At 71.1% G+C, this 24,777-nt stretch carries 23 protein-coding genes; 10 read left to right on the top strand and 13 right to left on the bottom strand.

From position 1 onward, the window contains the following. The first annotated feature begins 45 nt into the window (after positions 1-45). From ACZ61C_RS21030 to ACZ61C_RS21005, 6 genes are all read left to right on the top strand, one after another. Positions 46-564: a DUF1707 SHOCT-like domain-containing protein gene (locus ACZ61C_RS21030; RefSeq protein ID WP_465309097.1), complete on the top strand. Its 519-nt coding sequence runs from the start codon at positions 46-48 to the stop codon at positions 562-564. A gap of 7 nt (positions 565-571) precedes the next feature. Next, positions 572-961 carry a DUF1707 SHOCT-like domain-containing protein gene (locus ACZ61C_RS21025; protein WP_465309095.1) on the top strand — a complete coding sequence of 130 codons (390 nt, stop codon included), beginning with the start codon at positions 572-574 and terminating at the stop codon, positions 959-961. Positions 962-982: 21 nt separating this feature from the next. Beyond that, the gene (locus ACZ61C_RS21020) at positions 983-2,137 is read left to right on the top strand and encodes a sensor histidine kinase (RefSeq protein ID WP_465309445.1); all 1,155 of its coding nucleotides are present in this window, start codon (positions 983-985) and stop codon (positions 2,135-2,137) included. Positions 2,138-2,213: 76 nt separating this feature from the next. Beyond that, positions 2,214-3,224 (top strand): hypothetical protein, encoded by a 1,011-nt coding sequence (locus ACZ61C_RS21015; protein WP_465309093.1) that lies wholly within the window; start codon positions 2,214-2,216, stop codon positions 3,222-3,224. A gap of 102 nt (positions 3,225-3,326) precedes the next feature. After that, positions 3,327-4,352: a hypothetical protein gene (locus ACZ61C_RS21010; protein ID WP_465309091.1), complete on the top strand. Its 1,026-nt coding sequence runs from the start codon at positions 3,327-3,329 to the stop codon at positions 4,350-4,352. Between the two features lie 78 nt (positions 4,353-4,430). Further along, positions 4,431-4,961 carry a GNAT family N-acetyltransferase gene (locus tag ACZ61C_RS21005; protein WP_465309089.1) on the top strand — a complete coding sequence of 177 codons (531 nt, stop codon included), beginning with the start codon at positions 4,431-4,433 and terminating at the stop codon, positions 4,959-4,961. A gap of 7 nt (positions 4,962-4,968) precedes the next feature. On the opposite strand, the gene ACZ61C_RS21000 is transcribed toward ACZ61C_RS21005, so the two are convergent. Next, positions 4,969-6,702, bottom strand: coding sequence for a glycerol-3-phosphate dehydrogenase/oxidase (locus ACZ61C_RS21000; RefSeq protein WP_465309087.1), 1,734 nt, complete (start codon positions 6,700-6,702; stop codon positions 4,969-4,971). Positions 6,703-6,961: 259 nt separating this feature from the next. Between ACZ61C_RS21000 and ACZ61C_RS20995 the strand changes: the two genes are divergently transcribed. Together ACZ61C_RS20995 and glpK are read left to right on the top strand one after the other, a co-directional pair. Then, on the top strand, positions 6,962-7,711 hold the full coding sequence (locus ACZ61C_RS20995; protein ID WP_465309085.1) for an MIP/aquaporin family protein: 750 nt from the start codon (positions 6,962-6,964) through the stop codon (positions 7,709-7,711). A 32-nt stretch (positions 7,712-7,743) separates the two neighbouring features. After that, complete coding sequence (glpK, locus tag ACZ61C_RS20990; protein ID WP_465309083.1) at positions 7,744-9,258, top strand: glycerol kinase GlpK; 1,515 nt, start codon at positions 7,744-7,746, stop codon at positions 9,256-9,258. 70 nt (positions 9,259-9,328) lie between these two features. On the opposite strand, the gene ACZ61C_RS20985 is transcribed toward glpK, so the two are convergent. The 5 genes from ACZ61C_RS20985 to ACZ61C_RS20965 all read right to left on the bottom strand — a co-directional run bounded on the left by ACZ61C_RS20985 (position 9,329) and on the right by ACZ61C_RS20965 (position 13,721). Beyond that, positions 9,329-10,132 carry a VOC family protein gene (locus ACZ61C_RS20985; RefSeq protein ID WP_465309081.1) on the bottom strand — a complete coding sequence of 268 codons (804 nt, stop codon included), beginning with the start codon at positions 10,130-10,132 and terminating at the stop codon, positions 9,329-9,331. Positions 10,133-10,212: 80 nt separating this feature from the next. Continuing rightward, the gene (locus tag ACZ61C_RS20980; RefSeq protein ID WP_465309079.1) at positions 10,213-10,878 is read right to left on the bottom strand and encodes a class F sortase; all 666 of its coding nucleotides are present in this window, start codon (positions 10,876-10,878) and stop codon (positions 10,213-10,215) included. 121 nt (positions 10,879-10,999) lie between these two features. Continuing rightward, complete coding sequence (locus ACZ61C_RS20975; protein ID WP_465309077.1) at positions 11,000-11,365, bottom strand: hypothetical protein; 366 nt, start codon at positions 11,363-11,365, stop codon at positions 11,000-11,002. A gap of 426 nt (positions 11,366-11,791) precedes the next feature. Next, a complete protein-coding gene (locus tag ACZ61C_RS20970; RefSeq protein ID WP_465309075.1) occupies positions 11,792-12,244 on the bottom strand; it encodes a hypothetical protein in 453 nt (150 codons plus the stop codon). A 73-nt stretch (positions 12,245-12,317) separates the two neighbouring features. Beyond that, positions 12,318-13,721, bottom strand: coding sequence for an NAD(P)H-quinone dehydrogenase (locus ACZ61C_RS20965; protein WP_465309073.1), 1,404 nt, complete (start codon positions 13,719-13,721; stop codon positions 12,318-12,320). 127 nt (positions 13,722-13,848) lie between these two features. Between ACZ61C_RS20965 and ACZ61C_RS20960 the strand changes: the two genes are divergently transcribed. Beyond that, positions 13,849-14,301 (top strand): gamma-glutamylcyclotransferase family protein, encoded by a 453-nt coding sequence (locus ACZ61C_RS20960; RefSeq protein WP_465309071.1) that lies wholly within the window; start codon positions 13,849-13,851, stop codon positions 14,299-14,301. A gap of 67 nt (positions 14,302-14,368) precedes the next feature. On the opposite strand, the gene ACZ61C_RS20955 is transcribed toward ACZ61C_RS20960, so the two are convergent. From ACZ61C_RS20955 to ACZ61C_RS20930, 6 genes are all read right to left on the bottom strand, one after another. Next, on the bottom strand, positions 14,369-15,202 hold the full coding sequence (locus tag ACZ61C_RS20955) for an endonuclease domain-containing protein (protein ID WP_465309443.1): 834 nt from the start codon (positions 15,200-15,202) through the stop codon (positions 14,369-14,371). Positions 15,203-15,408: 206 nt separating this feature from the next. After that, complete coding sequence (locus ACZ61C_RS20950) at positions 15,409-16,698, bottom strand: amidohydrolase (RefSeq protein ID WP_465309069.1); 1,290 nt, start codon at positions 16,696-16,698, stop codon at positions 15,409-15,411. A gap of 196 nt (positions 16,699-16,894) precedes the next feature. Continuing rightward, positions 16,895-17,194: a hypothetical protein gene (locus ACZ61C_RS20945; RefSeq protein ID WP_465309067.1), complete on the bottom strand. Its 300-nt coding sequence runs from the start codon at positions 17,192-17,194 to the stop codon at positions 16,895-16,897. Positions 17,195-17,243: 49 nt separating this feature from the next. Then, complete coding sequence (gene meaB, locus ACZ61C_RS20940; protein ID WP_465309065.1) at positions 17,244-18,239, bottom strand: methylmalonyl Co-A mutase-associated GTPase MeaB; 996 nt, start codon at positions 18,237-18,239, stop codon at positions 17,244-17,246. 3 nt (positions 18,240-18,242) lie between these two features. After that, positions 18,243-20,411, bottom strand: a complete 2,169-nt coding sequence (gene scpA, locus ACZ61C_RS20935) for a methylmalonyl-CoA mutase (protein WP_465309063.1) — start codon at positions 20,409-20,411, stop codon at positions 18,243-18,245. Next, positions 20,408-22,243, bottom strand: coding sequence for a methylmalonyl-CoA mutase family protein (locus tag ACZ61C_RS20930; protein WP_465309061.1), 1,836 nt, complete (start codon positions 22,241-22,243; stop codon positions 20,408-20,410). Before ACZ61C_RS20930 ends, scpA begins: the two co-directional genes overlap by 4 nt. Positions 22,244-22,355: 112 nt before the next feature. Here ACZ61C_RS20930 and ACZ61C_RS20925 point away from each other — a divergent pair, with 112 nt between their 5' ends. Continuing rightward, on the top strand, positions 22,356-24,122 hold the full coding sequence (locus ACZ61C_RS20925) for a serine/threonine-protein kinase (protein WP_465309059.1): 1,767 nt from the start codon (positions 22,356-22,358) through the stop codon (positions 24,120-24,122). Here the strand turns inward: ACZ61C_RS20925 and ACZ61C_RS20920 are convergent. Further along, positions 24,119-24,754 carry a MerR family transcriptional regulator gene (locus ACZ61C_RS20920; RefSeq protein ID WP_465309057.1) on the bottom strand — a complete coding sequence of 212 codons (636 nt, stop codon included), beginning with the start codon at positions 24,752-24,754 and terminating at the stop codon, positions 24,119-24,121. The two genes, ACZ61C_RS20925 and ACZ61C_RS20920, sit on opposite strands and share 4 nt — an antisense overlap. Between the last annotated feature and the right edge of the window lie 23 nt (positions 24,755-24,777).

Genomic DNA, 24,777 nt, shown 5'->3' with positions numbered 1-24,777 from the left:
GGATGTCGTGGTGGGCCGCCCCCGAGGCGGCCTACCATCGACTACGTGACCGAAGTCCCGTCTCCGCAGCTGCGGATCAGCGACCAGAACCGCGAGTCCGCATTGACCGCGCTCGGTGAGCACATGAGCGCGGGGCGGATCGACATCGACGAGTACGGCGAGCGCTCGGCCCGGATCACCGCGGCGAAGACGCGTGGCGAGCTGGGCGAGATCTTCGGTGACCTGCCGGCACCGCACCCGAAGTACGACGACGTCCCGCAGGCCGTCGCGGCTCCCGAGCCGGAAGCCGCACCGGCGCCGCGGCACCCGGGCACGCCGGAGGGCTGGAGCGGCGGGCAGCGGTTCGTCGCCGCGTTCCTCCCGCTGGTCTGGATCGCGACGATCGCGCTGATCGCCACCGGCCTCGTGTCCGGGACGCTGATCTTCGTCCCGATCGGGCTGAGCATCTTCGGCCGCTCGATGTGGGGCCATGCCGGGCGGCACGACCGCCACGACCGGCACCTGCGCGACCGGGAGCGCCGCCGCGCGCTGCGCGACTCCTACCGCCGCGAGATGGGCCGCTGATCCTCCCGTGGGCGACATGCTGCTGAGCGACGCCGAACGCCAGGACGCGCTGGACGTGCTCGAGGAGCACGTCCGCACCGGGCGGCTCGACATCGACGAGTACGGCTCACGCTCGGCGAAGGTCACCGCGGCCAAGCGCGTCAGCGAGCTCGTCCCGCTGTTCGACGACCTGCCTTCGCCGCGGCCGAGCGCCCTGCTCAACGGCGCCGCCGCGCCGCAGGTGCCGGTGATGACCGGCGAGACCACGCTGTCGCGCTGGCTGACGGCGAGCGCGGTGCCGATCGCGATCGTCCTCGCCGTCGTGGTGCTCATCCTGTCCCGCGGCCGGCTGCTGATCATCTCCGTCGCGCTGCCCCTGGTGGTCGCGATGATCGCGGGGGCCCGCCGGCGGCGCTGAACCTGCGAGAATCGCCGCGTGATGGGCGTGGTCCCGGGCGCGCTGGACGCCCGAAGCGAACGGCTGGCCGGACCGATCTTCACGGTCGTCGGCCTGGCCGGGCTCGCGGCGTGCGTGATCTGGGGTCCCGGCGTCCGGGGTGTCACGCTGGTCGCCGTCGTGGTCGCGGCGGTGTGGGTGCCGCTGCTGGTCCCGCTCTTCCCGCACCGGCGGGCACACCCGTGGCTCGTCGCCGGCTACTACGCCGGGGTGCTCGCGGTCGCGACCGTGCTGGTGGCCCGCGACGACACCTTCATGGGCTTCGCGTCCTTCGGCTACCCGCTCGCCTTCGTGCTCTTCCCCGCGCGGTGGGGGTTCTTCGCGGTGGCCGCGACGGCGACGCTGCCGCTGCTGGCCGCCAACTCGGACTCGCGGAGCCCGACCTGGGTACTGGTCGCGTCGATGGCCGGGCCGCTGCTGTACGCCGCGTGGTTCGTCGGCGCGGAGAGCGAGCAGCGGCGGAAGGCGAACGTCCGGCTGGAAGCCGCGCTCGAGGAGAACGCGGACCTGCACGCCCGGCTGGTGACCCAGGCGCGCGAAGCGGGCGTGCTCGACGAACGGCAGCGGATGGCCCGAGAAATCCACGACACGCTCGCCCAGGGCCTGACCGGGATCGTCACCCAGCTGCAGGCCGCCGACGGCCCGGACCGCGATCGGCGCGTGGAACAGGCTCGCACGCTGGCCCGGGAGAGTCTCGGCGAAGCGCGTCGCGCCGTGCAGGCGCTGCGGCCGGAGCCCCTGGACGCGGCCCAGCTGCCGGAAGCGCTTTCCCGGCTGGCCCGGCGGGTGTCGGAGACGTCCGGGGTCGCGGTGCGCGTCGAGACGACCGGGGACACCCGGCCGCTCCTGCCGGAGCTGGAGGAGACGCTCTACCGCGTCGCGCAGGAGGCGCTGGCGAACGCGGAGAAGCACGCGAAGGCGTCCCGGATCGGCGTGACACTGTCCTATGCGGACGATCTGGTGCTGCTCGACGTCGTCGACGACGGGGCCGGCTTCCGGCCGGGCGACCGCGGCGACGGCACCGGGTTCGGCCTGGAGGCGATGCGGCAGCGCGTCCGGCGGGTGGCGGGCACGCTGTCGGTCGAGAGCGAGCCGGGCGGCGGCACGGCCGTGAGCGCGCAGGTCCCCGCCCTCTGAGATTGCTCCTTTCGCCGGGCAACCCGTCCGCCGGTCCGGACGTGGTGATCACGCAGGTCGGGGGAAAGGGGAAATGATGAGCAAGAAGTGGCTGCGGGCGGGGGTGCTCGCCACCGCGGCGATCGCCGTCACCGCGTTGGGAGTGCCGGTTTCCGCGGACGCGGCGATCCGCATCTCGTGGCGGCCGACGGTGCTGCCGCTGCCGCCCGGCGCGAGTGCGGGCAACCTCACCGGGTCGGACGGCAAGGGCGAGTACACCGGCACGTTCCGGGTCAACGACGTCACCCAGGTCGTGAGCTGGCGCAACGGACAGCCGGTCCTGCGCGGCGTGCCGCGCGGGTACGAGCGGGTCGACGCCAACGACGAAAACTCGTCCGGCGTGGTCGCCGGCACGATCCACGACTACGAAAGCATGACCAGCCGCACCTACACCCTGGACGCGTCGGGCTACCACATCAAGGACAACCCGGCGGGGTACCAGGAGGTGACCGGCGTCGCGATCAACACGCGCGGCGACGTGCTGGGCGAGGCCTACGCACCCGGGGTGCCCCGCGCCGTCGTCCTGTGGCGGGCCGACGGCAGCGCGCCGGTGGTCATCCCGGAGACGGGCGACATCTCGTCCCCGCGCGACCTGGACGACGACGGCACGATCCTGCTGAGCACCGGCACCGGCTCGGCGCTGTGGAAGGACGGCGTCCTGCGGAAGCTCACGCCGAGCCCGGCCGGACAGGCCGAGGGGACCGCGATCCGCAACGGGGTCGTCGTCGGATGGCGCCTGTGGGGCGGCAACCAGGCGGCCCGGTGGTCCACACCGAACGGGACGACCGGCCTGGAGGGCGGCGGGATCGCGCAGGACATCAACAAGTCCGGCCTGACCGTGGGCCTGGCGCCGACGCCGTCGGGGCCGCAGATCTACGGCAACGCGATGGTGTGGCGCGGCACGGTCCCGGGCGTGGTCCAGGGCCCCAGCGGCTACGCGACGTTCCGGGCCGAGGTCGCGGCCGACGACGGCACGCTGGCCGGCTACGCGTCGAAGGACGCGGCCCCCAGCAGCGGGGTGCCGGTGATCTGGCGCTTGACGCCGTGAAGCGGCCTTGACCGAGCGGGCCGGGAGCGAGGTGCTCCCGGCCCCCGTTCCTAAACCGTTCCCGGGGTTCGCGCGTGCTGACGGCGAACAGGGGAGGAACGGATGACCTTCAGCACCAAGGCACTCGCCATCGCCGCGGCGGCGCTGCTCGCCACAACGCTCGCGCAGCCCGCGCAGGCTGCCATCGGCCATTGGGAAGCCGACCTGCTGGCCTTGCCGGCCGGCTACTCGGACGCGTCCGGGTGGGTCCGCGGCACCGACAGCCACGGCGGGTACGCCGGGAACCTCTGGCTGGACGGCACTTCCCACGTCGTGACGTGGTCGAAGGGGCAGCCCACCGTCCACCCGGCGCCCGGGGACTCCCCGTCCGCCGAAGTCATGGACGAGAACTCGTCCGGGACCGTCCTCGGCCAGACCATCGACAGGTTCGGCACCCGGCTGCAGCCCTTCCTGCTCGACCACGGCGAGTACCGGATGCTGCTGGCGCCGGGCGACTGGGCGAGCCTGACCGCGGTGGCGCTGAACGAACGCGGCGACGTCGTCGCCAACGCGCAGCCGAACGGCGGCGGCGCGGGGGCGGTCGTCCTCTGGCACGCCGACGACCGCGACCACCCCGTCGTGATCACCGGGCAGCCGTACCTGTCCGCCACCGACATCGACGACGACCGCGCGGTCCTGGTGAACTCGTTCCCGAACTCGTTCGTCTGGCGGGACGGTGTGTTCGAGCAGCTCACGGCCCCGCCGGGGGCGGCGTACCTCCACGCCGCCGGCATCCGCAACGGGCAGGTCACCGGGAACTACGGGGCACCCGACTACCTCAGCCTCGAAGGCGTCCGGTGGCGCTCCCCCGGGCAGCCGGAAGTCCTGCCGGCGTCCAGCACGACGTTCGGGCTCAACCGGCTCGGCCTGATCGTCGGTTTCGGCACCAGGCCCGATCCGACCGGGCCGCTGGGTCCCCTCTCGGTGTGGCTGGCCGGACGTGCGATGGGGCCGCTGCCGCTCGCCGGGTTCGGCGCCGGTTATGCGAAGACGGTGGGTGACGACGGGACGATCGCGGGCGTGGTCTCCGACCAGAGTCCGTCGACGTACGGCGGCCGTCCGGTCGTGTGGCGCTACTCGCTGCGCTGACGCCGCGGTCCGGGCCTGATCCGGCCGTGATCGCCGGGCCGGGAGCGACGTGCTCCCGGCCTGGCTAGGCTGGGCGGAGTGGAACCGGTGGAGATCAACGCGGGCACCTACTACCTGCGCCAGCTGCGCGCCGACCGGCACATCGACGACCGGCCGCTGCTCATGGAGGCGTTCGCGGACCCGACGCACCGCAAGTACGTGCTGAACTACCGCTTGCGCACCCTCGACGAGGCCACGGAGTACGTGACCCTGCGAGCGGCCCAGTGGGCGGGCGACGAGCGGTGTTCCTGGGCGATCGCGGAGCCGACGTCCGGGCGCCTGCTGGGCGAGGTGGGCTTGCGGGAGCTGGACCTGTCCTCGAACTACGCCGAGGCGACGATCTGGGTCCACCCGGCCGAGCGCGGCAAGGGCATCGCGACCACGGCGTTGAACGCGGCCTTGCGGTTCGGCTTCGGCGGGTTGGGGCTGACCGAGGTGAGCTACCGGTACGAGGAGAGCAACGCGGCGTCGGCGATCGTGGCGGAGCGCTGCGGGTTCACGCTGGTGGGCCCGGAGCCGGACCGGGCGCCGACGGGCGAACGCCTGATCCGCTGGCACCGGACCTCCTGACGCTCCCTCAGCTCACCGGCTCCACCAGGCCCGAGCGGGCCTCCGGGGCCGCCGACCGCAGCGCGTCCGCCGCTTCGTCGCTCGGCTGGGACTGGGACTCGCGCTCCGACTCCACCCTCGCGCGGTAGACCTCGATCTCCCGCTTCACCGTTTCGGGTGACCAGCCGAGGACTTCGCCCACCAGGGCCGCTACCTGCTCCGCGCAGTCCACGCCGCGGTGGGCGTACTCGATCGAGATGCGCGTCCGGCGGGCCAGGATGTCCTCCAGGTGCAGCGCCCCCTCGTGCGAAGCCGCGTACACCACCTCGACGCCCAGGTAGTCCGGCGCGTGCTCGATCGGCTTGAGCAGCTCCGGGCGGCCTTCCGCCGAGGCCAGGACCTCGTGGACCAGCGACCCGTACCGGTCCAGCAGGTGCCGGACCCGGTACGGGTGCAGGCCGTGCTCGGCGGCCAGGTGGTCGGCCTGGTTGACCAGCGCGTGGTACCCGTCCGCGCCGATCAGCGGGACCTTGTCCGTGATGGACGGCTGGGACCGGCCGGGCAGATCGACCGCCGCCGCGTCGACGGCGTCCGCCGCCATCACCCGGTAGGTCGTGTACTTGCCGCCCGCGATCGCGACCAGGCCCGGGGCCACCCGGGCCACCGCGTGCTCGCGCGAGAGCTTCGACGTCTCTTCGCTCTCCCCCGCCAGCAACGGGCGAAGGCCCGCGTACACACCTTCGATGTCGTCGTGCGTCAGCGGTGTCGCCAGGACGCTGTTGACGTGCTCGAGCAGGTAGTCGATGTCGTGCTTCGTCGCCGCCGGGTGGGCCAGGTCGAGGTTCCAGTCCGTGTCCGTGGTGCCCACGATCCAGTGATTCCGCCACGGAATGACGAACAGCACCGACTTTTCGGTGCGCAGGATCATCCCCGACTCCGACACGATCCGGTCGCGCGGCACGACGATGTGCACACCCTTGCTCGCCCGCACGCGGAACCGCCCGCGGCCGCCGGACAGCCGCTGCAGCTCGTCGGTCCAGACGCCGGTGCAGTTGATCACCGCGGCCGCCGAGATCTCCGTTTCCCGGCCGTCCTCGACGTCGCGCACCCGCACGCCGGACACGCGGTCGGCCTCGCGCAGGAACCCGACCACCTGCGTCGACGTCCGCACGACCGCGCCGTAGTGGGCCGCCGTGCGTGCCACCGTCATCGTGTGGCGTGCGTCGTCGGACTGCGCGTCGTAGTAGCGGATCCCGCCGATCAGCGCCGACCGCTTGAGCGCCGGCACCATCCGGAGCGCGCCCGCGCGGGTGAGGTGTTTCTGGCCCGGGACACTGCGGGCGCCGCCCATCGTGTCGTACATCAGCAGGCCGGCCGCGGTGTACGGGCGCTCCCACACGCGGTGCGTCAGCGGGTACAGGAAGCTCACCGGCTTGACCAGGTGCGGCGCGATGGTCGTCAGCATCAGCTCACGCTCGCGCAGGGCTTCCCGGACCAGGCCGAACTCGAGCTGCTCCAGGTACCGCAGGCCGCCGTGGAAGAGCTTGCTCGACCGGCTCGACGTCCCCGACGCGAGGTCGCGGGCCTCGACCAGCGCCACCCGCAGGCCGCGGGTCGCGGCGTCCAGCGCGGTGCCCGCGCCGACCACACCGCCGCCGATCACCACGAGGTCGAACGTTTCGCCGCCGAGCCGCTGCCAAGTCTCTTCGCGCTTGACCGGGCCCAGTCGAGCCGGGTTCGTCTCCGCTGCGTGCTGCGCCACGTGACATTCCTCCTCGGTGCCGGCGAGGCTTCCAGCATCGCACGACCCGGTGATCCTCCGCCCGTTCGCGGATGACACGTGTGGCGTAACCCTCCGCGATCTTGCTGTGGCATCCGGCCGGATCTTGAAAAGATTCGGCTGGCCGGTGCTTGGAATCCGCTTCTACGCCCCGGTAACGTCGCGCGGACGTGGGTCGGCAACGGTGCCGTGGCACGCCGTGATCGACCCTGCGCAGAGTGTCCAGTGTGGAGGTGCAGCGGTGAGTGCTGGGGCAATAATCGTCTGGGAACTACTGGGAACGGCCGCCCTGATCCTGCTCGGCAACGGTGTCGTCGCGAACCACGTGCTGCGCAAGACCAACGGCAACAACGGCGGAATCCTCTTCATCAACTTCGGCTGGGCGTTCGCCGTCTTCACCGGCGCCAGCATCGCCGCGCCCAGCGGCGCGCACCTGAACCCGGCGGTGACCCTCGGGCTCGCCATCGCGGACAAGACCAAGTGGGCCGACGTGCCCTTCTACATCATCGGGCAGATGGCCGGCGCCATCATCGGCGCCCTGCTCTGCTGGGCGACCTACAAGCTCCAGTTCGACGACCACCCCGAGCCCGAGAACACCCTCGGCATCTTCTCCACCGCACCGCAGATCCCGAACGTCGCGTGGAACCTCGTCACCGAGGTCATCGGCACCTTCGTCCTGGTGGCGTGGATCCTGCTCAGCCCGACGTTCGCCGCGACCGACGGCGGCACCCCGAACTTCGGCAACTCCGCGCTGGGCTACGCGGGCGTCTCGTTCGTGGTCCTCGTGATCGGCACCTCCCTCGGTGGCCCGACCGGGTACGCCATCAACCCGGCGCGTGACCTCGGTCCCCGGATCGCGTACGCGTTCCTGATGCCGATCCGCAACAAGGCGAACGCGAACTGGGGCTACTCCTGGATCCCGGTCGTCGGCCCGCTGGTCGGTGGCGCTCTCGCCGCGCTCGTCTACCTCCTCGTGCACAACCTGACCTGATCGCCCGTCCGAGAAGAACTCCTGGAGCAAGCATGACTTCGTACGTAGCCGCGATCGACCAGGGCACCACCTCGACCCGGTGCATGATCTTCAACCACGAGGGCCGGGTCGTCGCCGTCGACCAGAAGGAGCACGAGCAGATCTTCCCGAAGGCGGGCTGGGTCGAGCACAACGCCGAGGAGATCTGGGAGAACACCCGCGCGGTCGCCGCGGGCGCCATCGCCAAGGCCGACCTGCACACCAAGGACATCGTCGCCGTCGGCATCACCAACCAGCGCGAGACCGCGCTGGTCTGGGACAAGACGACCGGCAAGCCGGTGTACAACGCGATCGTCTGGCAGGACACGCGCACCGACCGGATCGTCACCGAGCTCGGCAACCTCGGCGGCGGCCAGGAGCGCTACCGCGACAAGGTCGGCCTCCCGCTCGCGACGTACTTCTCCGGGCCGAAGATCAAGTGGATCCTCGACAACGTCGACGGCGCGCGTGAGAAGGCCGAAGCCGGTGACCTGATCTTCGGCAACATGGACACCTGGGTGCTCTGGAACATGACCGGCGGGGCCGACGGCGGCGTGCACGTCACCGACCCGACCAACGCCTCGCGCACCATGCTCATGGACCTCGACACGCTGCAGTGGGACCCCGAGATCGCCGCCGAGATGACGATCCCGCTGTCCATGCTGCCGGAGATCCGCTCCTCCTCCGAGGAGTACGGCAAGGTCCGCGAGAAGGGCGCGCTCGCCGGCGTGCCGATCGCGGGCATCCTGGGCGACCAGCAGGCCGCGACGTTCGGCCAGGCCTGCCTCTCACCCGGCGAGGCCAAGAACACCTACGGCACCGGCAACTTCATGCTGCTCAACACCGGCACCGAAAAGGTGATGTCGCAGAACGGGCTGCTCACCACGGTCTGCTACAAGATCGGCTCGAACGACACGGTCTACGCGCTGGAAGGCTCCATCGCCGTCACCGGTTCGCTGGTGCAGTGGCTGCGCGACAACCTCGGCATGATCGCGACCGCGGCCGAGATCGAGGAGCACGCGCGCAGCGTCGAGGACAACGGCGGTGCGTACTTCGTCCCGGCGTTCTCGGGTCTGTTCGCTCCTTACTGGCGATCCGACGCTCGTGGCGCGATCGTCGGGCTCACCCGGTTCGTCAACAAGGGACACCTGGCCCGCGCGGTGCTGGAGGCGACCGCCTTCCAGTCGCGCGAGGTCATCGACGCGATGAACGCCGACTCCGGTGTCCCGCTGAAGTCGCTCAAGGTGGACGGCGGCATGGTCGTCAACGAGCTGCTCATGCAGTTCCAGGCCGACATCCTCGGTGTGCCGGTGATCCGCCCGGTGGTCAACGAGACCACCGCGCTGGGCGCCGCGTACGCCGCCGGCCTGGCCGTCGGGTTCTGGAAGTCCGAAGACGACATCCGCACCAACTGGGCCCAGGACAAGCAGTGGGACCCGTCGATGGACGACGCCCGCCGCGAATCCGAGTACCGCAACTGGAAGAAGGCCGTCACCAAGACCTTCGACTGGGTCTCCGAAGAGGACTGACCGGCCTGGGGGGGGGGGGCGGGGGGGGGCCCCCCCCCCCCCCCCCCCCCCGCCACTCAGTCGTCCCAGCTCAGTCGTCCCAGCCCTCCGGCTTGCCGGACTGCTCGTTGGGGGCGATGACCAGGAACGGCACCCCCTGGTCGTCCACGACCCGCACCTGCCGCCCGTACGGGGAGTCGAACGGCTGGTCCAGCGCCTGGCCGCCGAGCTCGACGACCTTCGCCGCGCTCGCGTCGGCGTCCGCCACCGAGAAGTACGCCGACCAGTTCGACGGCACCTCCGCCGGCGCGGACGCGGGCAGCGCGCCCAGCCCGGCGACCGGACGGCCGTCGACCAGCAGCACCGCGTAGGTGAAGTCGTCGTTCGACAGGTCCTGGAAGCCGTAGCCGAAGACCGTCTCGTAGAACGCCTTCGCGGCCGGGAAGTCCCGGCTCATGCACTCGTTCCACGCCAGGGTACCCGGCGCCGCCGTGACCTGCGTGCCGATGTGGTTGCCGGGCTCCCAGAGGCCGAAGACCGCGCCCGCCGGGTCGGCCGCGACCGCCATCCGGCCTTCCTTCATCACGTCCATGACCGGCATGAGGAGCTGCCCGCCGGCCGCCACGACCGCTTCGGCCGTCCGGTCCACATCGGACACGGCCAGGTACGTCGTCCACATCGCGGGCATCTCCTGCCCCGGCGGTGTCTGGCCGATCCCCGCGACCGGGCGTCCGCTCAGCTCCGCCATGCCGTAGAAGCCGGTCTCCTCGCCGCCCTTCTGCACGTCCCAGCCGAACAGGCCACCGTAGAAAGCCACCGCTTTCGCCTGGTCCGGCACCATCAGGTCCACCCAGCTGGGCGTGCCGTCCGGCCACCGCTCGTCCCGGAACATCATGTCGGCTCCCATCCCTCGTCCGCGCCGCCTCGGGTGACGGCTGACACAGTGAAGCACCGGGGTACGACAAGAACCGGAAATCAGCCCTGGACCAGGCGGGCGTAAACGACGATGTTGTCGACGTAGTTGTGCGCGCTCCGGTCGAAGACGCCGCCGCAGGTGATCAGCCGGAGCTCGGGCCCGGGTGTGTCGTCGTAGACGCCTTCGCCCTCGAAGTCCTGCTTGGGCACTTGGTGCACCTTCGTCACCTCGAACGACGCCGTGGTGCCGTCCTTGCGGGCGACCGCGACCCGGTCGCCGGGCGCCAGCTCCTTCAGCCGGTAGAAGATGCCCTTCTGGTGGTTGCCGTCGACGTGCCCGAGCACGACGGCCGGGCCGACCTCGCCCGGCGTCGGCGCGTAGGTGTACCAGCCGGCCTGCAGCGGCGTGGTCACCGGCGGCACCTGGACGGTGTTGTCCGCGTTCAGCCCGAGCGGGACCAGCGACGAGTGCGCGCCGATCTTCGGGATGTCGATCGAAACCGGCTCCGACTTCGGCATCGACGCGACGGCGTCGGCCCCCTCGGCCCCCTCGGCCCCCTCGGCCCGCGGTTCCGGGCTGACCGCGACCGGCTGGGCCGGCGGCGGCTGCGCGGTGGACGGCTCGGACCCGCCGCCCAGCGTCAGCACCAGGACCGCCAGGACGGCCAGCAGTGCGACGACGAGCGCGATCAGGTAGCCCCGTCTGTTCGTGATCCTCGTGGTCATGGTCTCCCCCGTGACTGGCGCCTGCGGTTCACACGTCCGGGTGGCCCGTTCGGTTGGGTCCCGACGGTACCGCCGCGGGCGGGCCACTCCGGAGCCCCCGCTCCGGAGTGGCCCTGGAAGATCAGCGGCGCCGAGCCCGTCGGGCCAGCACGAGGCCGCTGCCTCCGATCGCGAGCACCCCCATGGCGGCCGCGGCCGCGAGGGGTGCGCCGGAACCGTCGTCCGGTCCGTCCGTACCACCGGTCTGCGGGGCGCCCGCGGGCACCTTCGCAACCTGCTTGCCAGGCTGCTTCGCGGCCGGCTGCACCACGAACCACAGCTCCTGCGTCTCCGGGCCGCAGTGCAGCGCCACGATGTACTTGCCGGGCTTGACGTCCTTGACGGTCGCGTCACCCCAGTTGCCCGGCTTGGCGAAGCTCAACGCCGCCGACCGCACGCTGACGGTCTCGTCCGGGCCGCGGGTCTGGCAGTGGAAGTCGACGGCCACCTTCGTGCCCGGCTTCGCGGCGGACGGTGAGAACGACAGCGCCTTCGTGACCCGGGTCTGCGGGCCGTTTTCGTCCGGCGGCGCGGGGTGGTGGGCTTGGCCGAGGTGGACGGCGCGGTGTCCGGTGTCGCCGCGAGCGCGGCGGTGGGCGCGAGCACCAGGAACGCCGCGGCGACCCCCGCGACGACAGCAGTGTTCTTCATTCTTTTCTCCCCTGTGGATTCGCTTCGGAAACGACGGGAAACGGACGCCGTTCGCAGTTCCCCCTGCATCGGCCTGCTCCGCTCACCTACACAGCCAAAGACGTCTCCACCTGCGATCGGTTGCGCCCGAAGGTCACGAAAACATCGCGAAATCAACGGTGGGGAACCCAAGAAAAAACCACCCCGGCGCGCGGCTACGAGGTGGTCTATTCGAGCTGGTGAATCAGCCGGCCATACTGCCGTCGCCCGCTTTCGCCGCGCCGGAAGGCACCTTCGCGACCTGAGCCGCGGGCACCGAGAACTGCGTGCGGTAGGTGTTGCTGCCACAGGTCACGGTCAGCGGGTACGTCCCGGCCGCGGTGCCCGGCTTGAGCGTCGCGTCGGCGCTGATGTTCGCGTCCGTGCCCATGAACGGGCCGGGGAAGTAGTTGGCGAACGTCAGCACCGGCGACGAGAACACCGGCGAAGCGCCTTGGCACTTCGCCAAAGCGACGTTCGGCGCATCCCGGACGTACTTGTCCACGAGCGTCTGGTTGATCGCGGTGTTGACGTTGAGCTGCACGCTCCCCTCGGGGGCGGCCGGTGCGGGACTGCTGGTCTGCTGCGCTGTTGCCGGCGCCGCCAGCGCCGTCGCCCCGATCACCGCTGCCGCAACAAAAACCACCGTCTTGCGCACCTTCGCACCCTTCGCGTCCTTCAGCCTTACAACCGACAAGACGCGACGGGTGCGAAGGGGTTGCGTGATTTTCTCAGTCGAGATCGTCGTGGCGCATGAGCTGGCGCCCGGCCTCGGTGATCGAGCCCGAGAGCGACGGGTACACCGAAAATGTCAGTGCCAGGTGGTCCACTGTGAGCTGGTTCTGGACGGCGAGCGCGATGGGAAGGATGAGCTCGCTCGCCTGCGGCGCCACGACGACCCCACCGACGACCACGCCGGTGGCGGGGCGGCAGAACAGCTTCACGAAGCCTCGGCGGAGGCCCTCCATCTTCGCGCGCGCGTTGGTGGCCAGGGGCAGCATGATGGTGCGCGCGGGCACCTCGCCGGAGTCGATCGCCTGCTGGCTGATGCCGACGGTGGCGATCTCCGGGTGGGTGAACACGTTGGCGGCGACGGTCTTGAGCTTGATCGGCGCGACGCCTTCGCCCAGCGCGTGCCACATCGCGATGCGGCCCTGCATGCTCGCCACCGAGGCCAGCATGAGCACGCCGGTGCAGTCGCCGGCGGCGTAGATCCCGGGAACGGAGGTGCGTGAAACGCGGTCGACGGTGATGAAGCCGCCGGGGCCGGGTGCGATGCCGACCTTGTCGAGGCCGACGTCCTGGGTGTTGGGGACCGACCCGACGGTCATCAGCGCGTGGCTGGCTTCGATCACGCGGCCGTCGGCGAGGAAGATCTCGACGCCCTTCTCGGTGCGCTCGACGCGGTCGGCGCGCGCCTGCTTAGCGACGGTCGTGCCGCGCTGCGAGAAGACCTCTTCGAGCACCGCGGCGGCGTCGGCGTCCTCGTGCGGGAGGACGCGGTCGCGGCTGGAGACGACGGTGACCTTGACGCCCATTTCGGTGTAAGCGGACGCGAACTCGGCGCCGGTGACACCCGAGCCGATCACGGCGAGGTGCTCGGGCAGCTCCTGGAGCTCGTAGAGCTGACGCCAGTCGAGGATGCGCTCGCCGTCCGGCACCGCGCCGGGCAGCACGCGCGGGGTGGCGCCGGTGGCGATCAGGACGACGTCGGCCGGGAGCTTCTCGGTCTCGCCGTCCGGCTTGACGACGGCGACCTTGTGCGTCGCGAGGCCGGGCTCTTCGTCGCAGAAGCGGGCTTCGCCGATGAGGACGCGCACGCCTTCGCGCTGGACACGGGCGCGGATGTCGGCGGACTGCGCGAGCGCGAGGCCCTTCACCCGGCCGTGGACGGTCGGGAGGTCGATGCTCGTGTCGGCCAGGTCGGTGTTGATGCCGAGCTCGCCCAGGTCGTGCATCTTCGCGAGGGCGCCGGAGGACGCGATGAACGTCTTCGACGGAACGCAGTCGTAGAGGACGCAGGCGCCGCCCAGGCCGTCTCGCTCGACGATCGTGACGTCGGCCCCGTGCTGGGCTGCGACCAGCGCGGCTTCGTAGCCGGCCGGGCCCCCGCCCATGATCACGATCCTGGTCACCTGGGTCCTCCTTTGGGCTGTTCGTGCGGTGGTCTCACCGTACGCGGCGAAGGTGACCGGACACTGAAGTGGGCGAACACGCCGAGTACGTCCACTCGGGTGAGGTGGGGGTCGCTACGCTGTCGGCGTGCCGTTGTATGCCGCTTACGGATCGAACATGGAGCCCGCCCAGATGCTGGAGCGCGCGCCGCACTCTCCGATGGCCGGCTCCGGCTGGCTGGAGGGGTGGCGCCTGACCTTCGGCGGCGAGGACCTCGGCTGGGAAGGTGCCCTGGCCACGATCGTCGAAGACCCGGGATCCCGGGTCTTCGTCGTTCTCTACGACGTCACGTCCCTGGACGAGACGGGCCTCGACCGCTGGGAAGGCGGCGAGCTGGGCATCCACTCGAAGATCCGCCTGCGCGTCCAGACCATGGACGGCTCGGTGCTGGCCTGGCTGTACGTCCTGGACGCCTACGAAGGCGGCCTCCCTTCCGCGCGTTACCTGGGCGTCCTGGCCGATGCCGCCGAGGCTGCCGGTGCTCCCGCCGACTACGTCGACGACCTCCGCACCCGCCCCTGCTCAGGCATCACCGGCTAACGAGTTACGTCCCCAATCACGCGAGTTACGTCTCCAATCACATGGATGACGGCCTCGATCACGCGAGTTACGCCGCTCGTCGCCCGAACTGCGCTTGCAGTTCGGCAAGCAGCCGGCTCGGGTCGCGGAGATCGGCCGCCGTCGCACGAATCGTGACCCATCCTCGACCGGCCAGCCGCTGGTCGCGCTCGGCATCGAGCTCGCGCCGCTCCTCATGAGCCGCGAACCCGTCGTACTCGAGCGCGATTCGCAGCGCAGGCCAAGCCATGTCGAGCACGTACAGCCGGCGGCCGTCGATGGTGGTGATCTCGTACTGAGCCTCCGGCACCGGCAGGCCGGCCTCGACCACGATCAGCCTGAGGATGCTCTCCGGCGGCGATTCGGCCTTTCCGGTGGCGAGTGCCAAGAGCATCTGCGCCCTGTGGATACCTCGCTTGCTCCGACGGTCCAGAATCCGGTCGCGGACGTTCTCTCGAAGCCTCCGACGGTGGTCGGGCGCAAGTCCGCGCATGGCCTCGTCGAGCGCGGCGAACGCTGTTCGCTTGTCGCCTTCGCAGAGGAAATCCGCAAGGGCGAGGTCCAGCGAGAACGTCGCCAAACCGTCGAGTTCGATCACATCGAGGGGTGTGTATTCGGCTCGGTGAATGGCCAGCCCGGACCTCGACTCGACCCGCCGGGCATAGGGCACCGTGACGTGGACCGTGGTGTCGTCGATCGCCGAATTCCCATGCAGGGCAATGGAAGTAGCTCCCGAGAGCACCGCCGGCGGACCCACCACGATCAGCGCGGCCTGCGCCCGTGTCGCGAGGTTCAGCGCATCTGCCGCGTGGATGACCACACCACGCCACGGCTGCGCGAGCACACCCGTCGCCAGTCCCTCGAGCACCGCCCGTCGTCCCAGAACACCGTCAGCCTCGCGACGCGAGACTGCCCCGTGTCGTCCTCCCCAATTGATCACACCTACGAGAATGAGGCCCTCCGTCGATCAAGGGAAGGGCCTCATTCACGACCTGTGGACAACTCGCCCAGCCTGTGGACAACTTGTGTGCACAAACTCCGAACTCGCGTGATTGGAGACGTAACTCGCGTGATTGGAGCCGGAACTCGTTAGGCGAGGGTGGTTAGGGCGGTGTGGACGAGGGTGCGGACTCCGCAGAGGAGGGCACGCTCGTCGAGGATGAAGGTGGGGCGGTGGATGTCGGACTGGGGGGACGGCTCGCCGGGCCAGACGCCCAGGCGGGCGAAGGCACCCTGGACGTGCTCCAGGTACCAGCCGAAGTCCTCGCCGCCGGATGACTGCTCGGTGCCGGCCAGGGCGTCCTCGCCCAGGGCGGCCTCGGCGCCGGCGCGCATCAGGGCCGTCGACTCCTCGTCGGACACCACCGGGGGGACTCCGCGGCGGTAATCCAGGTGGAAGCCGACGCCCGTCGGGGCCAGCAGGGACTCCACCGACGAGGCCACCAGCGGCTCCAGCGCCGTCCAGACCTCGTGGTCCGCCGTGCGGAGGGTGCCGCGCAGGACGCCGTCCTGCGGGACGGCGTTGGCCGCCTGGCCCGCGTGGACCGCTCCCCACACCAGCACCGTGCCCGACCGCGGGTCGACGCGGCGGGAGAGCACCGCGGGCAGCGACGTGATGACCGTGCCCAGCGCGTGGACCAGGTCCGCCGTCAGGTGCGGGCGGGACGTGTGGCCGCCGGGCGAGGTGAGGCGCAGCTCGATCAGGTCCGCGGCCGACGTCAGCGCGCCGACGCGCATGCCGAGCTTGCCGACCTCGAGCCGCGGGTCGCAGTGCAGGCCGTAGATCCGCTCGACGCCTTCGAGCGCGCCCGCCGCGATCATGTCCAGCGCGCCGCCGGGCATGACCTCCTCGGCCGCCTGGAAGATCAGCCGGACGCGGCCGGGCAGCTCCGGCGCGCCGGCCAGCGCGCGGGCCGCGCCGAGCAGGATCGCCGTGTGGGCGTCGTGGCCGCACATGTGCGCCGCGCCCTCGACGGTCGACGCGTAGGGCAGGCCGGTGTCCTCGGTGAGGGGCAGCGCGTCCATGTCCGCGCGCAGCGCCACGCACCGCTCGCCGCTGCCGATGTCGCAGACGACGCCGGTGCCGCCGGGCAGCACCCACGGCTTGAGCCCGACCGTGCGCAGCAGCGTGACGATGAGCTCCGTGGTCGCGAACTCGTGCCGCGACAGCTCCGGGTGCGCGTGGATGTGCCGCCGCCAGGCGAGCACGTCGGTCGCGTTGGCGCGGAGCCAGTCGTCGAGCCAGAACGGGCCGCGGCCCGCACCAAGGTCCTCCACGGGAGCCATGCTGACGCCGGCTTCGGAAATGAGCGCCTCCGGCCCCTCGAAAGAGGCATGAGGGTCACCTGGAACGTCCGGTCGTGAGTCGAGCACCGTCACGCCGCACCTCCTCCTGCAACACGGGTAACCCGCGCAGCGGCTGGGGTCACGCTTCGTGCCGATTGATCTGTCGTACGCATTTGCAGACGATCGTGCACCATGCAGGCGGCAACGCGCGCCTCGAAAACCGCCGTCCTAGATGGCCGGTACCGGATCTGCGTTGAACGGTGTGCAGGAGTTCGGCAACGCCGAAACCTCAGGACTTCTTGGCCTTCTTCGAACGGATCCGCCGTCCCCAGACGACGATGCCGAGCAGAACGACCGCGACCAGGCCCGCGATCAGCTTGTTCTTGGTCTTCTCGCTGTTCGCCTTGTCGGTCTGGGTCGGGTCGAGCACCGGCCCGGGCGGCTGCGTCTGCGCGGGTACGAGCGCCGCGGCCTGCGCCGCCGACACCGACACGGTCGCCACGCGCACCGGCGACGCGACGGCCGGCGACGCGGCGAACAGCACCGCGCCCAGCACGCCGACCAGGACCAGAACCCGCAGTTTCGCCATGACGTCCCTTCGCCTCGACCAGGCATTCTGCCCGCGGAACGCCACCGCGTCAGCCACCTTGCGGTGGATTGAACGCGTCGAGGATCCGCTGAGCACCGAGGGTAGCCGTCAGCTCACCGTCTCGCACCGCCCGCTCGACGTCGGGAACGACCGTTCGCACGTCCGGATGTGCCGCCAGGCGACTCAGCAGCTGTTCGCGGACCATCGCCCAGGTCCAGTCGACCTGCTGCTGCCGACGACGGGACTCGAGCTCGCCGGACGCGCTGAGCGTTTCGCGGTGCTGCTCGATCGCGCCCCAGACCTCGTCGAGGCGCAGGTTGTGCAGGCCGCTGCAGGTCAGCACCGGCGGGGTCCACGACGCCTCGGGCCCGTAGATCATCCGCAGCGCGCCGGACAGCTCGCGCGCCGCGCGGCGCGCGTCCCGTTCGTGGTCGCCGTCGGCCTTGTTGACGGCGATGACGTCGGCGAGCTCCAGCACGCCCTTCTTGATGCCCTGGAGCTGGTCGCCGGTGCGGGCGAGCGTCAGGAACAGGAAGCAGTCGACCATGTTCGCGACGGTCACTTCGGACTGTCCCACCCCGACGGTCTCGACGAGCACGGTGTCGTAACCGGCCGCCTCCATCAGCACGATCGTCTCGCGGGTCGCCCGCGCGACGCCGCCGAGCGTCCCGGACGTCGGCGACGGCCGGATGAACGCCCGTTCGTCGACCGCCAGGCGCGCCATCCGGGTCTTGTCGCCGAGGATCGACCCGCCGGTGCGCGTCGACGACGGGTCGACCGCCAGCACGGCGACGCGGTGCCCGGCCGCCGTCAGATCGGTGCCCAGCTGGTCGATGAATGTCGACTTGCCGACACCGGGGACCCCGGTGATGCCGATGCGGCGCGCGCCACCGGACGACGGCAGCAGCTCGACCAACAGCTCCTGCGCCTGCGCCCGGTGGTCCTCCCGCTGCGACTCGACCAGCGTGATCGCCTTCGACAGCGTGCCGCGGTCACCCGCCAGCACACCCTTGGCGTAGGCGGTGACGTCGATCTTGCGCGGCAACGGTCAGGACTCCTGCGCGGTCAGCTGGCCGAGCAGGTCGATGGCGGCGTCCGCGAGCACCGTGCCGGGCCCGAAGATCGCCGCCGCGCCGGCTTCGCGCAGCGCCGGGTAGTCCTGCGGCGGGATGACCCCGCCGACCACGACCATGATGTCCTCGCGGCCCAGCTCGGCGAGCTCGTGGCGCAGCGCGGGCACCAGCGAGAGGTGCCCGGCGGCCAGTGACGAGACGCCGACGACGTGCACGTCCGCCTCGATCGCCTGCCGCGCGACCTCGGCCGGGGTGGAGAACAGCGGGCCGACGTCGACGTCGAAGCCGATGTCGGCGAAGCCGGTGGCGATCACCTTCTGGCCGCGGTCGTGGCCGTCCTGGCCCATCTTCGCGACGAGGATGCGCGGACGGCGTCCCTCTTCCGCGGCGAACTCTTCGACGAGCTGACGCGCCTTCTCGACGTTCTGCGACTTCCCCACCTCTTCGCGGTAGACGCCCGAAATCGTCCGGATCTGCCCGGAGTGGCGGCCCCAGAGCTTCTCCAAAGCGTCGGAGATCTCGCCGACGGTCGCCTTCGCACGCGCCGCGCCGATCGCCAGCTCCAGCAGGTTGCCGCCGTTCCCGGCGCCCTCGGTGAGCCGCCGCAACGCGTCTTCCGTCGCCGAAGAGTCACGCTCGTCGCGCAACCGCCGCAGCTTCTCCAGCTGCTGCGTCCGGACGCCGGCGTTGTCCACCTTCAGGACTTCGATGTCCTCGTCCCCGGTGACCTGGTACTTGTTGACGCCGATCACCGGCTGCCGGCCGGAGTCGATCCGCGCCTGGGTGCGGGCCGCGGCCTCCTCGATGCGCAGCTTGGGGATGCCGGCGTCGATCGCCTTGGCCATCCCGCCGGCCTGCTCGACCTCGCTGATGTGCCCCCACGCCTTGCGCGCGAGGTCGTAGGTCAGCTTCTCGACAAAAGCAGACCCGCCCCACGGGTCGATCACGCGCGTGGTGCCGGACTCCTGCTGCAGCAGGAGCTGCGTGTTGCGCGCGATGCGCGCGGAGAAGTCCGTCGGGAGCGCCAGCGCCTCGTCCAACGCGTTGGTGTGCAACGACTGCGTGTGCCCCTGGGTCGCCGCCATCGCCTCGACGCAGGTGCGCACGACGTTGTTGTAGACGTCCTGCGCGGTCAGCGACCAGCCCGACGTCTGGGAGTGCGTACGCAGCGAAAGGGACTTCGAAGACTTGGGGTCGAAGCCCTTCACCAGCTTCGCCCACAGGAGACGCGCCGCGCGCAGCTTCGCGACCTCCATGAAGAAGTTCATGCCGATCGCCCAGAAGAACGACAGCCGCGGCGCGAACTTGTCGACGCTCAGCCCGGCGTCGACACCCGAGCGGATGTACTCGACGCCGTCGGCCAGCGTGTAGGCGAGCTCGAGGTCGGCGGTCGCCCCGGCTTCCTGCATGTGGTAGCCGGAGATGGAGATCGAGTTGTACTTCGGCATGTGCTGCGAAGTGAAGGAGAAGATGTCGGAGATGACCCGCATCGACGGCTGCGGCGGGTAGATGTAGGTGTTGCGGACCATGAACTCCTTGAGGATGTCGTTCTGGATGGTCCCCGCGAGCTGCTCCGGCTTCACCCCCTGCTCCTCGGCCGCGACGACGTACAGCGCCAGCACCGGCAGCACCGCGCCGTTCATCGTCATGGACACCGACATCTTGTCCAGCGGGATGCCGTCGAAGAGCTGGCGCATGTCGTAGATGGAGTCGATGGCGACACCCGCCATGCCGACGTCACCGGAGACGCGCGGGTGGTCGGAGTCGTACCCGCGGTGGGTGGCCAGGTCGAAGGCGACCGAAAGCCCTTTCTGTCCGGCGGCGAGGTTGCGCCGGTAGAAGGCGTTGGACTCCTCGGCCGTCGAGAACCCGGCGTACTGGCGGATGGTCCACGGCTGGTTGACGTACATCGTCGGGTACGGACCGCGCAGGAACGGCGCGATACCCGGGTACGTGCCCAGGAAGTCCACATCGGACAGATCGGCGGCCGTGTAGACCGGCTTGACGCCGATGCCCTCAGGCGTCTCCCAGGCCAGCGCGTCCGGGCCCTTGCCGGTGGCTTCGTGCACCGCGCGGGCCCACGCGTCGCGGTCGCCCGGCGACGGGGTGCCGAGGCCGACGTCGGCGAAGTTCGGGATGGTCATCGCACAACTCCCAGCTTGGCGTGGAGGCCGTTGAGGACGTCGAGGGCGTCACAACCGGCGAAGACGTTGGCGTCGACACCGTCGTAGGAGCCCTTGCCCGCCAGTAGCACGTACTCGGCGCCCAGCGACGCGGCGACTTCGGCCGCCTGCTCGGCGTAGGCGTCGTCGGTGCCGCAGATGCAGGCGACTCGTGTGCCGCTCTCGCGGAACGCGGCCGGCAGGTCGTCGGTCACGCCCGGGTTGACCGCCTCGACGCCGCCCGCCTGGAACAGGTTCGCGGCGAACCCGGCCCGCGCGGTGTGCGCGGCAACCGGGCCCAAAGTCGCGAGGAAGACCTTCGGCCGGGCGCCGGTCGACGCGAGGTGCGCGTCGGAGGCGTCCCGCAGCGCTTCGAAGCCTTCGGCGTACCGGTGCCGCGCCAGCCCACCTTCCACAGTGGACTCCAGCGGCTCGCGGACCACCGGCTTTTCGGTGAGGTTCGGGAACTCGCTGACGCCGGTGAGCGGGTCACGCCGGGTGGCGATCCGCGACGAGCGCTTCTCCCACGTCGACGCCAGCCGCCAGGCCAGCGCGCCGGACGCCAGCTCCGCGACCAGGCCGCCCGCGGCCTCGATCGCCGTGAACTCGGCCCAGGCGGCGTGCGCGAGGTCGTCGGTGAGCTTTTCGACGTACCAGGAGCCGCCCGCCGGGTCGACCACCCCCGCCAGCTTGGACTCCTCCAGCAACACCGCGTGCGTGTTGCGCGCGATCCGCGCGGAGAACGCGTCGGGACGGCCGATCGCCGCGTCGAACGGCAGCACGGTGACCGCGTCCGCCCCGCCGACACCGGCGCCGAAGCAGGCGACGGTGGTGCGCAGCATGTTCACCCACGGGTCGCGCCGGGTGAACATCGACGGCGACGTCACGGCGTGCTGGCGCATCGGCGAGGAGAAACCGCACACCTCGGCGACGCGGGCCCAGAGCCGGCGCGCGGCGCGCAGCTTGGCGATCGTGGAGAACTGGTCGGCGGTCGCGGCGAGCCGGAACTCGAGCTGCCCGGCCGCGGTTTCCGCGTCGAGGCCCGCTTCGGTCAGGGCCCGCAGGTAGGTGACCCCGGCGGCGACGAGCGCGCCCAGCTCCTGGGCGTCCGACCCGCCCGCTTCGTGGAACGGGAGGCTGTCGGCGACGATCGTGCGCACCTTCGGGTACTTCCCGGCGACACGCGCGGCGAGCGCGACGGCCGGTCCGAGGTCGGCGGCCGAACCGGACCGCGCCGCGAGCCCGACCGGGTCGGCGCCGAGCACGGCCACGGCTTCACTCGGCGGGATCTCCCGTTCGGCGAACAGATCGAACAGCGCCTCCGACGCGGCTTCGTACGACGCGCCGGCGTCCAGCACGACCGGCGCCAGGTCGAGGTAGACCTCGTTCAGCACGTCGGCCAGCGACCCGGGCGCCACGGTCAGCCAGATCGACGTCACGCCGCCTTCGAGGTCGGCGAGGATCGCCCGGTTGACGGCGCGGGCGTCTTCACCGGCGAAGCGGGCGCGGACGTCCCAGCCCGTGCTGATCTGACCTTCCGCGCGGGCGCCGCGCACGAACGGCGACAGCCCGGGGAACCCGCTGTCCGCCGGCGCGTCTTCGGCCGTGTACAGCGGCTGGATCTCGATGCCGTCGTAGGTCTTCGTGACGAGCTTGCTCTCCGGGGCGCCCTCGAAGTCCTCGGGCAACCTGCCGCTCTTGCGCAGCACCCCGGCCACGAGCTCCTGCCACTGCCCGCGCGTCGCCTGGGGGAATTCACCCGCCAGGTCGAGCTCGGAGATCGGCGCTGACTCCGGACCGGCCACTTCAGTCATAAGCAGTGATGGTAGAGGCACGCGCCGCGTCCGACCTGTGAGTCTGGTCGCGCCTAGGGGTTCACCCAGTGCAGGTTAGGGGCCGCTCGGCCGCGTACGCCACAATTGGCGGGTGCCCTCCTCGAGCGAAGAGAAACGACTGGTCGCCGGTCGGTACCGGCTGCGTTCGGTGCTCGGCTCCGGGTCGATGGGCACCGTCTGGTCGGCCTACGACGAGTTCCTCCACCGGCAGGTCGCCGTCAAGGAGATGAAGGTGCCGCCGGGCATCCCGTCGTCGCAGGCGGACGAGCTGCGGGAACGCACCCTGCGCGAGGCGCGCGCGATCGCCGTGCTGTCTCACCCGAACGTGATCATCCTGCACGACGTCGCCCGCGAGAACGACCAGCCGTTCGTGGTGATGGAGCTGCTGCCCTCGCGCAGCCTGGCGCACATCCTGCGCGACCACGGGCCGCTGACGGTCGAGCAGGCCGCCGCGATGGGCATCGCCGTCGCCTCCGCGCTCGAGGCCGCGCACGCCGCCGGCATCACCCACCGCGACGTCAAGCCGGGCAACGTGCTCGTGGCCAGCGACGGCCGGATCAAGCTGACCGACTTCGGCATCGCCCGCAACGTCTCCGAAGCCACCATGACCCGCACCGGGATCATGCTCGGCTCGCCGGCCTACATCGCGCCGGAGGTCGCCTCCGGTGGCGCCGTCACGCCGGCCGCGGATCTCTGGGGCCTCGGCGCGACGCTCTTCGCCGCGGTCGAGGGCGCGCCGCCGTACGACGCCGACGGCGACCCGCTGGAGACCGTCGGCAAGGTGGTCAACGGGAAGGTCCCCAAGCCGAAGGCCGGCCCGCTCGCCGACGTCATCAGCGCGCTGATGCGCAAGGAGCCCGGCAAGCGGATCACGCTGCGCGAGGTCCGGCACCGGCTGTACCCGCTGCAGACGAAGACGCCGCTCGACCTCTTCGGGCCGGCGCTGTTCCACACCCCGGACGGCAAGAAGACGTCCGCGCAGCCGGACGCCAGCGACACCCAGGTGATCAAGACCGTCCTGCCCGAGAAGGCGGAGAAGAAGTCCGAGGAGTCGAGCAGCGAGCTCGCCACCGACCCCGGCCCGCTGCCGTTCCTGCGGCCGCCCACCCCGGCGCCCGCACCGGCCCCGGCGCCCGTGCAGACGGCCGCGACGGTGTTCGTCCCGCCTCCGCCGCCGCGGCCCGGACGCCGTGGCGCCCGGGCCACCACGGTGCTCGTCGCCGTGGCCATCCTGCTCTTCGTCCTCGCCGCCGGCGGCGGGTTCGCGCTGGCCAGGACGGTCGGCGGGCAGTCGCTGCTGCCGCCGGACAGCGAGCCGCGCAGCACGTCGAACGGCCCCACCGACGTGCCGCCGCCGATCCTCGTGCACCAGACCGGCGACGCGAGCTACGTGACCGGCAACGGCGGCCAGTTCGAGCTCGACGTGCCGGACGGCTGGCAGAAGTTCGTCGCCCCGCACAACACGGCGCGGTTCGGGGTCAGCCTGGCCGTCCAGTACGTCTCGCCCGACGGACGCCGCTCGCTGCGGCTGGAGCGGCTGGCGGACTACTTCCCGAAGTTCGACGACGACGAGTACCTCACCTGGCTGAAGCAGTCCTACCCCGGTGACGCCTTCGAGCTCTTCCCGCCGGCGCCGCTGCCGGACGGCAAGGGCCTGACGCTGACCTACCGCCTGGCCGAGCGCGGCACGCTGCCCGAGAGCGACGGTGGCGGCGGCACCCGCGTGACGTTCATGAACCTGGTCCAGGCCGGCACCAGCCTCTGGCTCCTCTCGGTCACCGCGCCGTCCGAGCAGGAGGACGCGGCCCGCCGGGACGTCTTCGACCGCGTCGCGGCCACCCTGAAGGTCACCGACTAGCCGGGCGGGCGCCCGAGCACCTCGCGGGAGACCTGCGCCTGGGCGAGGTGGCGCAGGCCGCTGAAGATCCGGTCGCCGAGCACCGTCGCGACCAGCCCGGCCTCGATGATCCGGTCGTAGGAGGCCAGGCCCGTCACCACCTCGACGTCGAGCTCCGCGACGCGCAGGGCCAGCTGGACGTACTCCTCGAGCCGTTCGGCCAGCTTTTCGTGCCCCAGCTCCTTCGCTGTGGCGAGCGCCGCGACGACGTTCGCGACCGTCGCGTCCTGGCGGTCGTAGGACTCCCAGCCGCTGCGCAGGGCGATCTCCTCGAGCCGCTCGGACGCCCAGTCGGCGGCCGCGCCGGAGACGTCCGGGGCCGGGCCGGCCAGCTCCTTCTGGACGACGCCCATCGTGTCGTGCGGGGTTTCGCGGGAGTCGATCGCCTCGAGCACGGCGCCGACCGAGGCCAGCGAGAGCCCGCCGACCTCGGTGAGCGCCTTGATCAGCCGCAGCCGCTGGACGTGCCCCGCGGAGTAGCGGGCCTGGTTGGGGCTGGTGCGCTCGCCCGGCGGAAGCAGGCCCTCGCGCAGGTAGAACTTGACGGTCGCGACCGGCACGCCCGACTCGGCGCTCAGTTCGGCCATCCGCATGCGTGTCCGCTCCGATCCCAGGG

It is taken from the genome of Amycolatopsis sp. NPDC104587 (genome assembly GCF_055583645.1).
The sequence above is the reverse complement of the archived record's forward strand: the minus strand, read 5'-3'. Positions and strand labels throughout refer to the sequence as shown.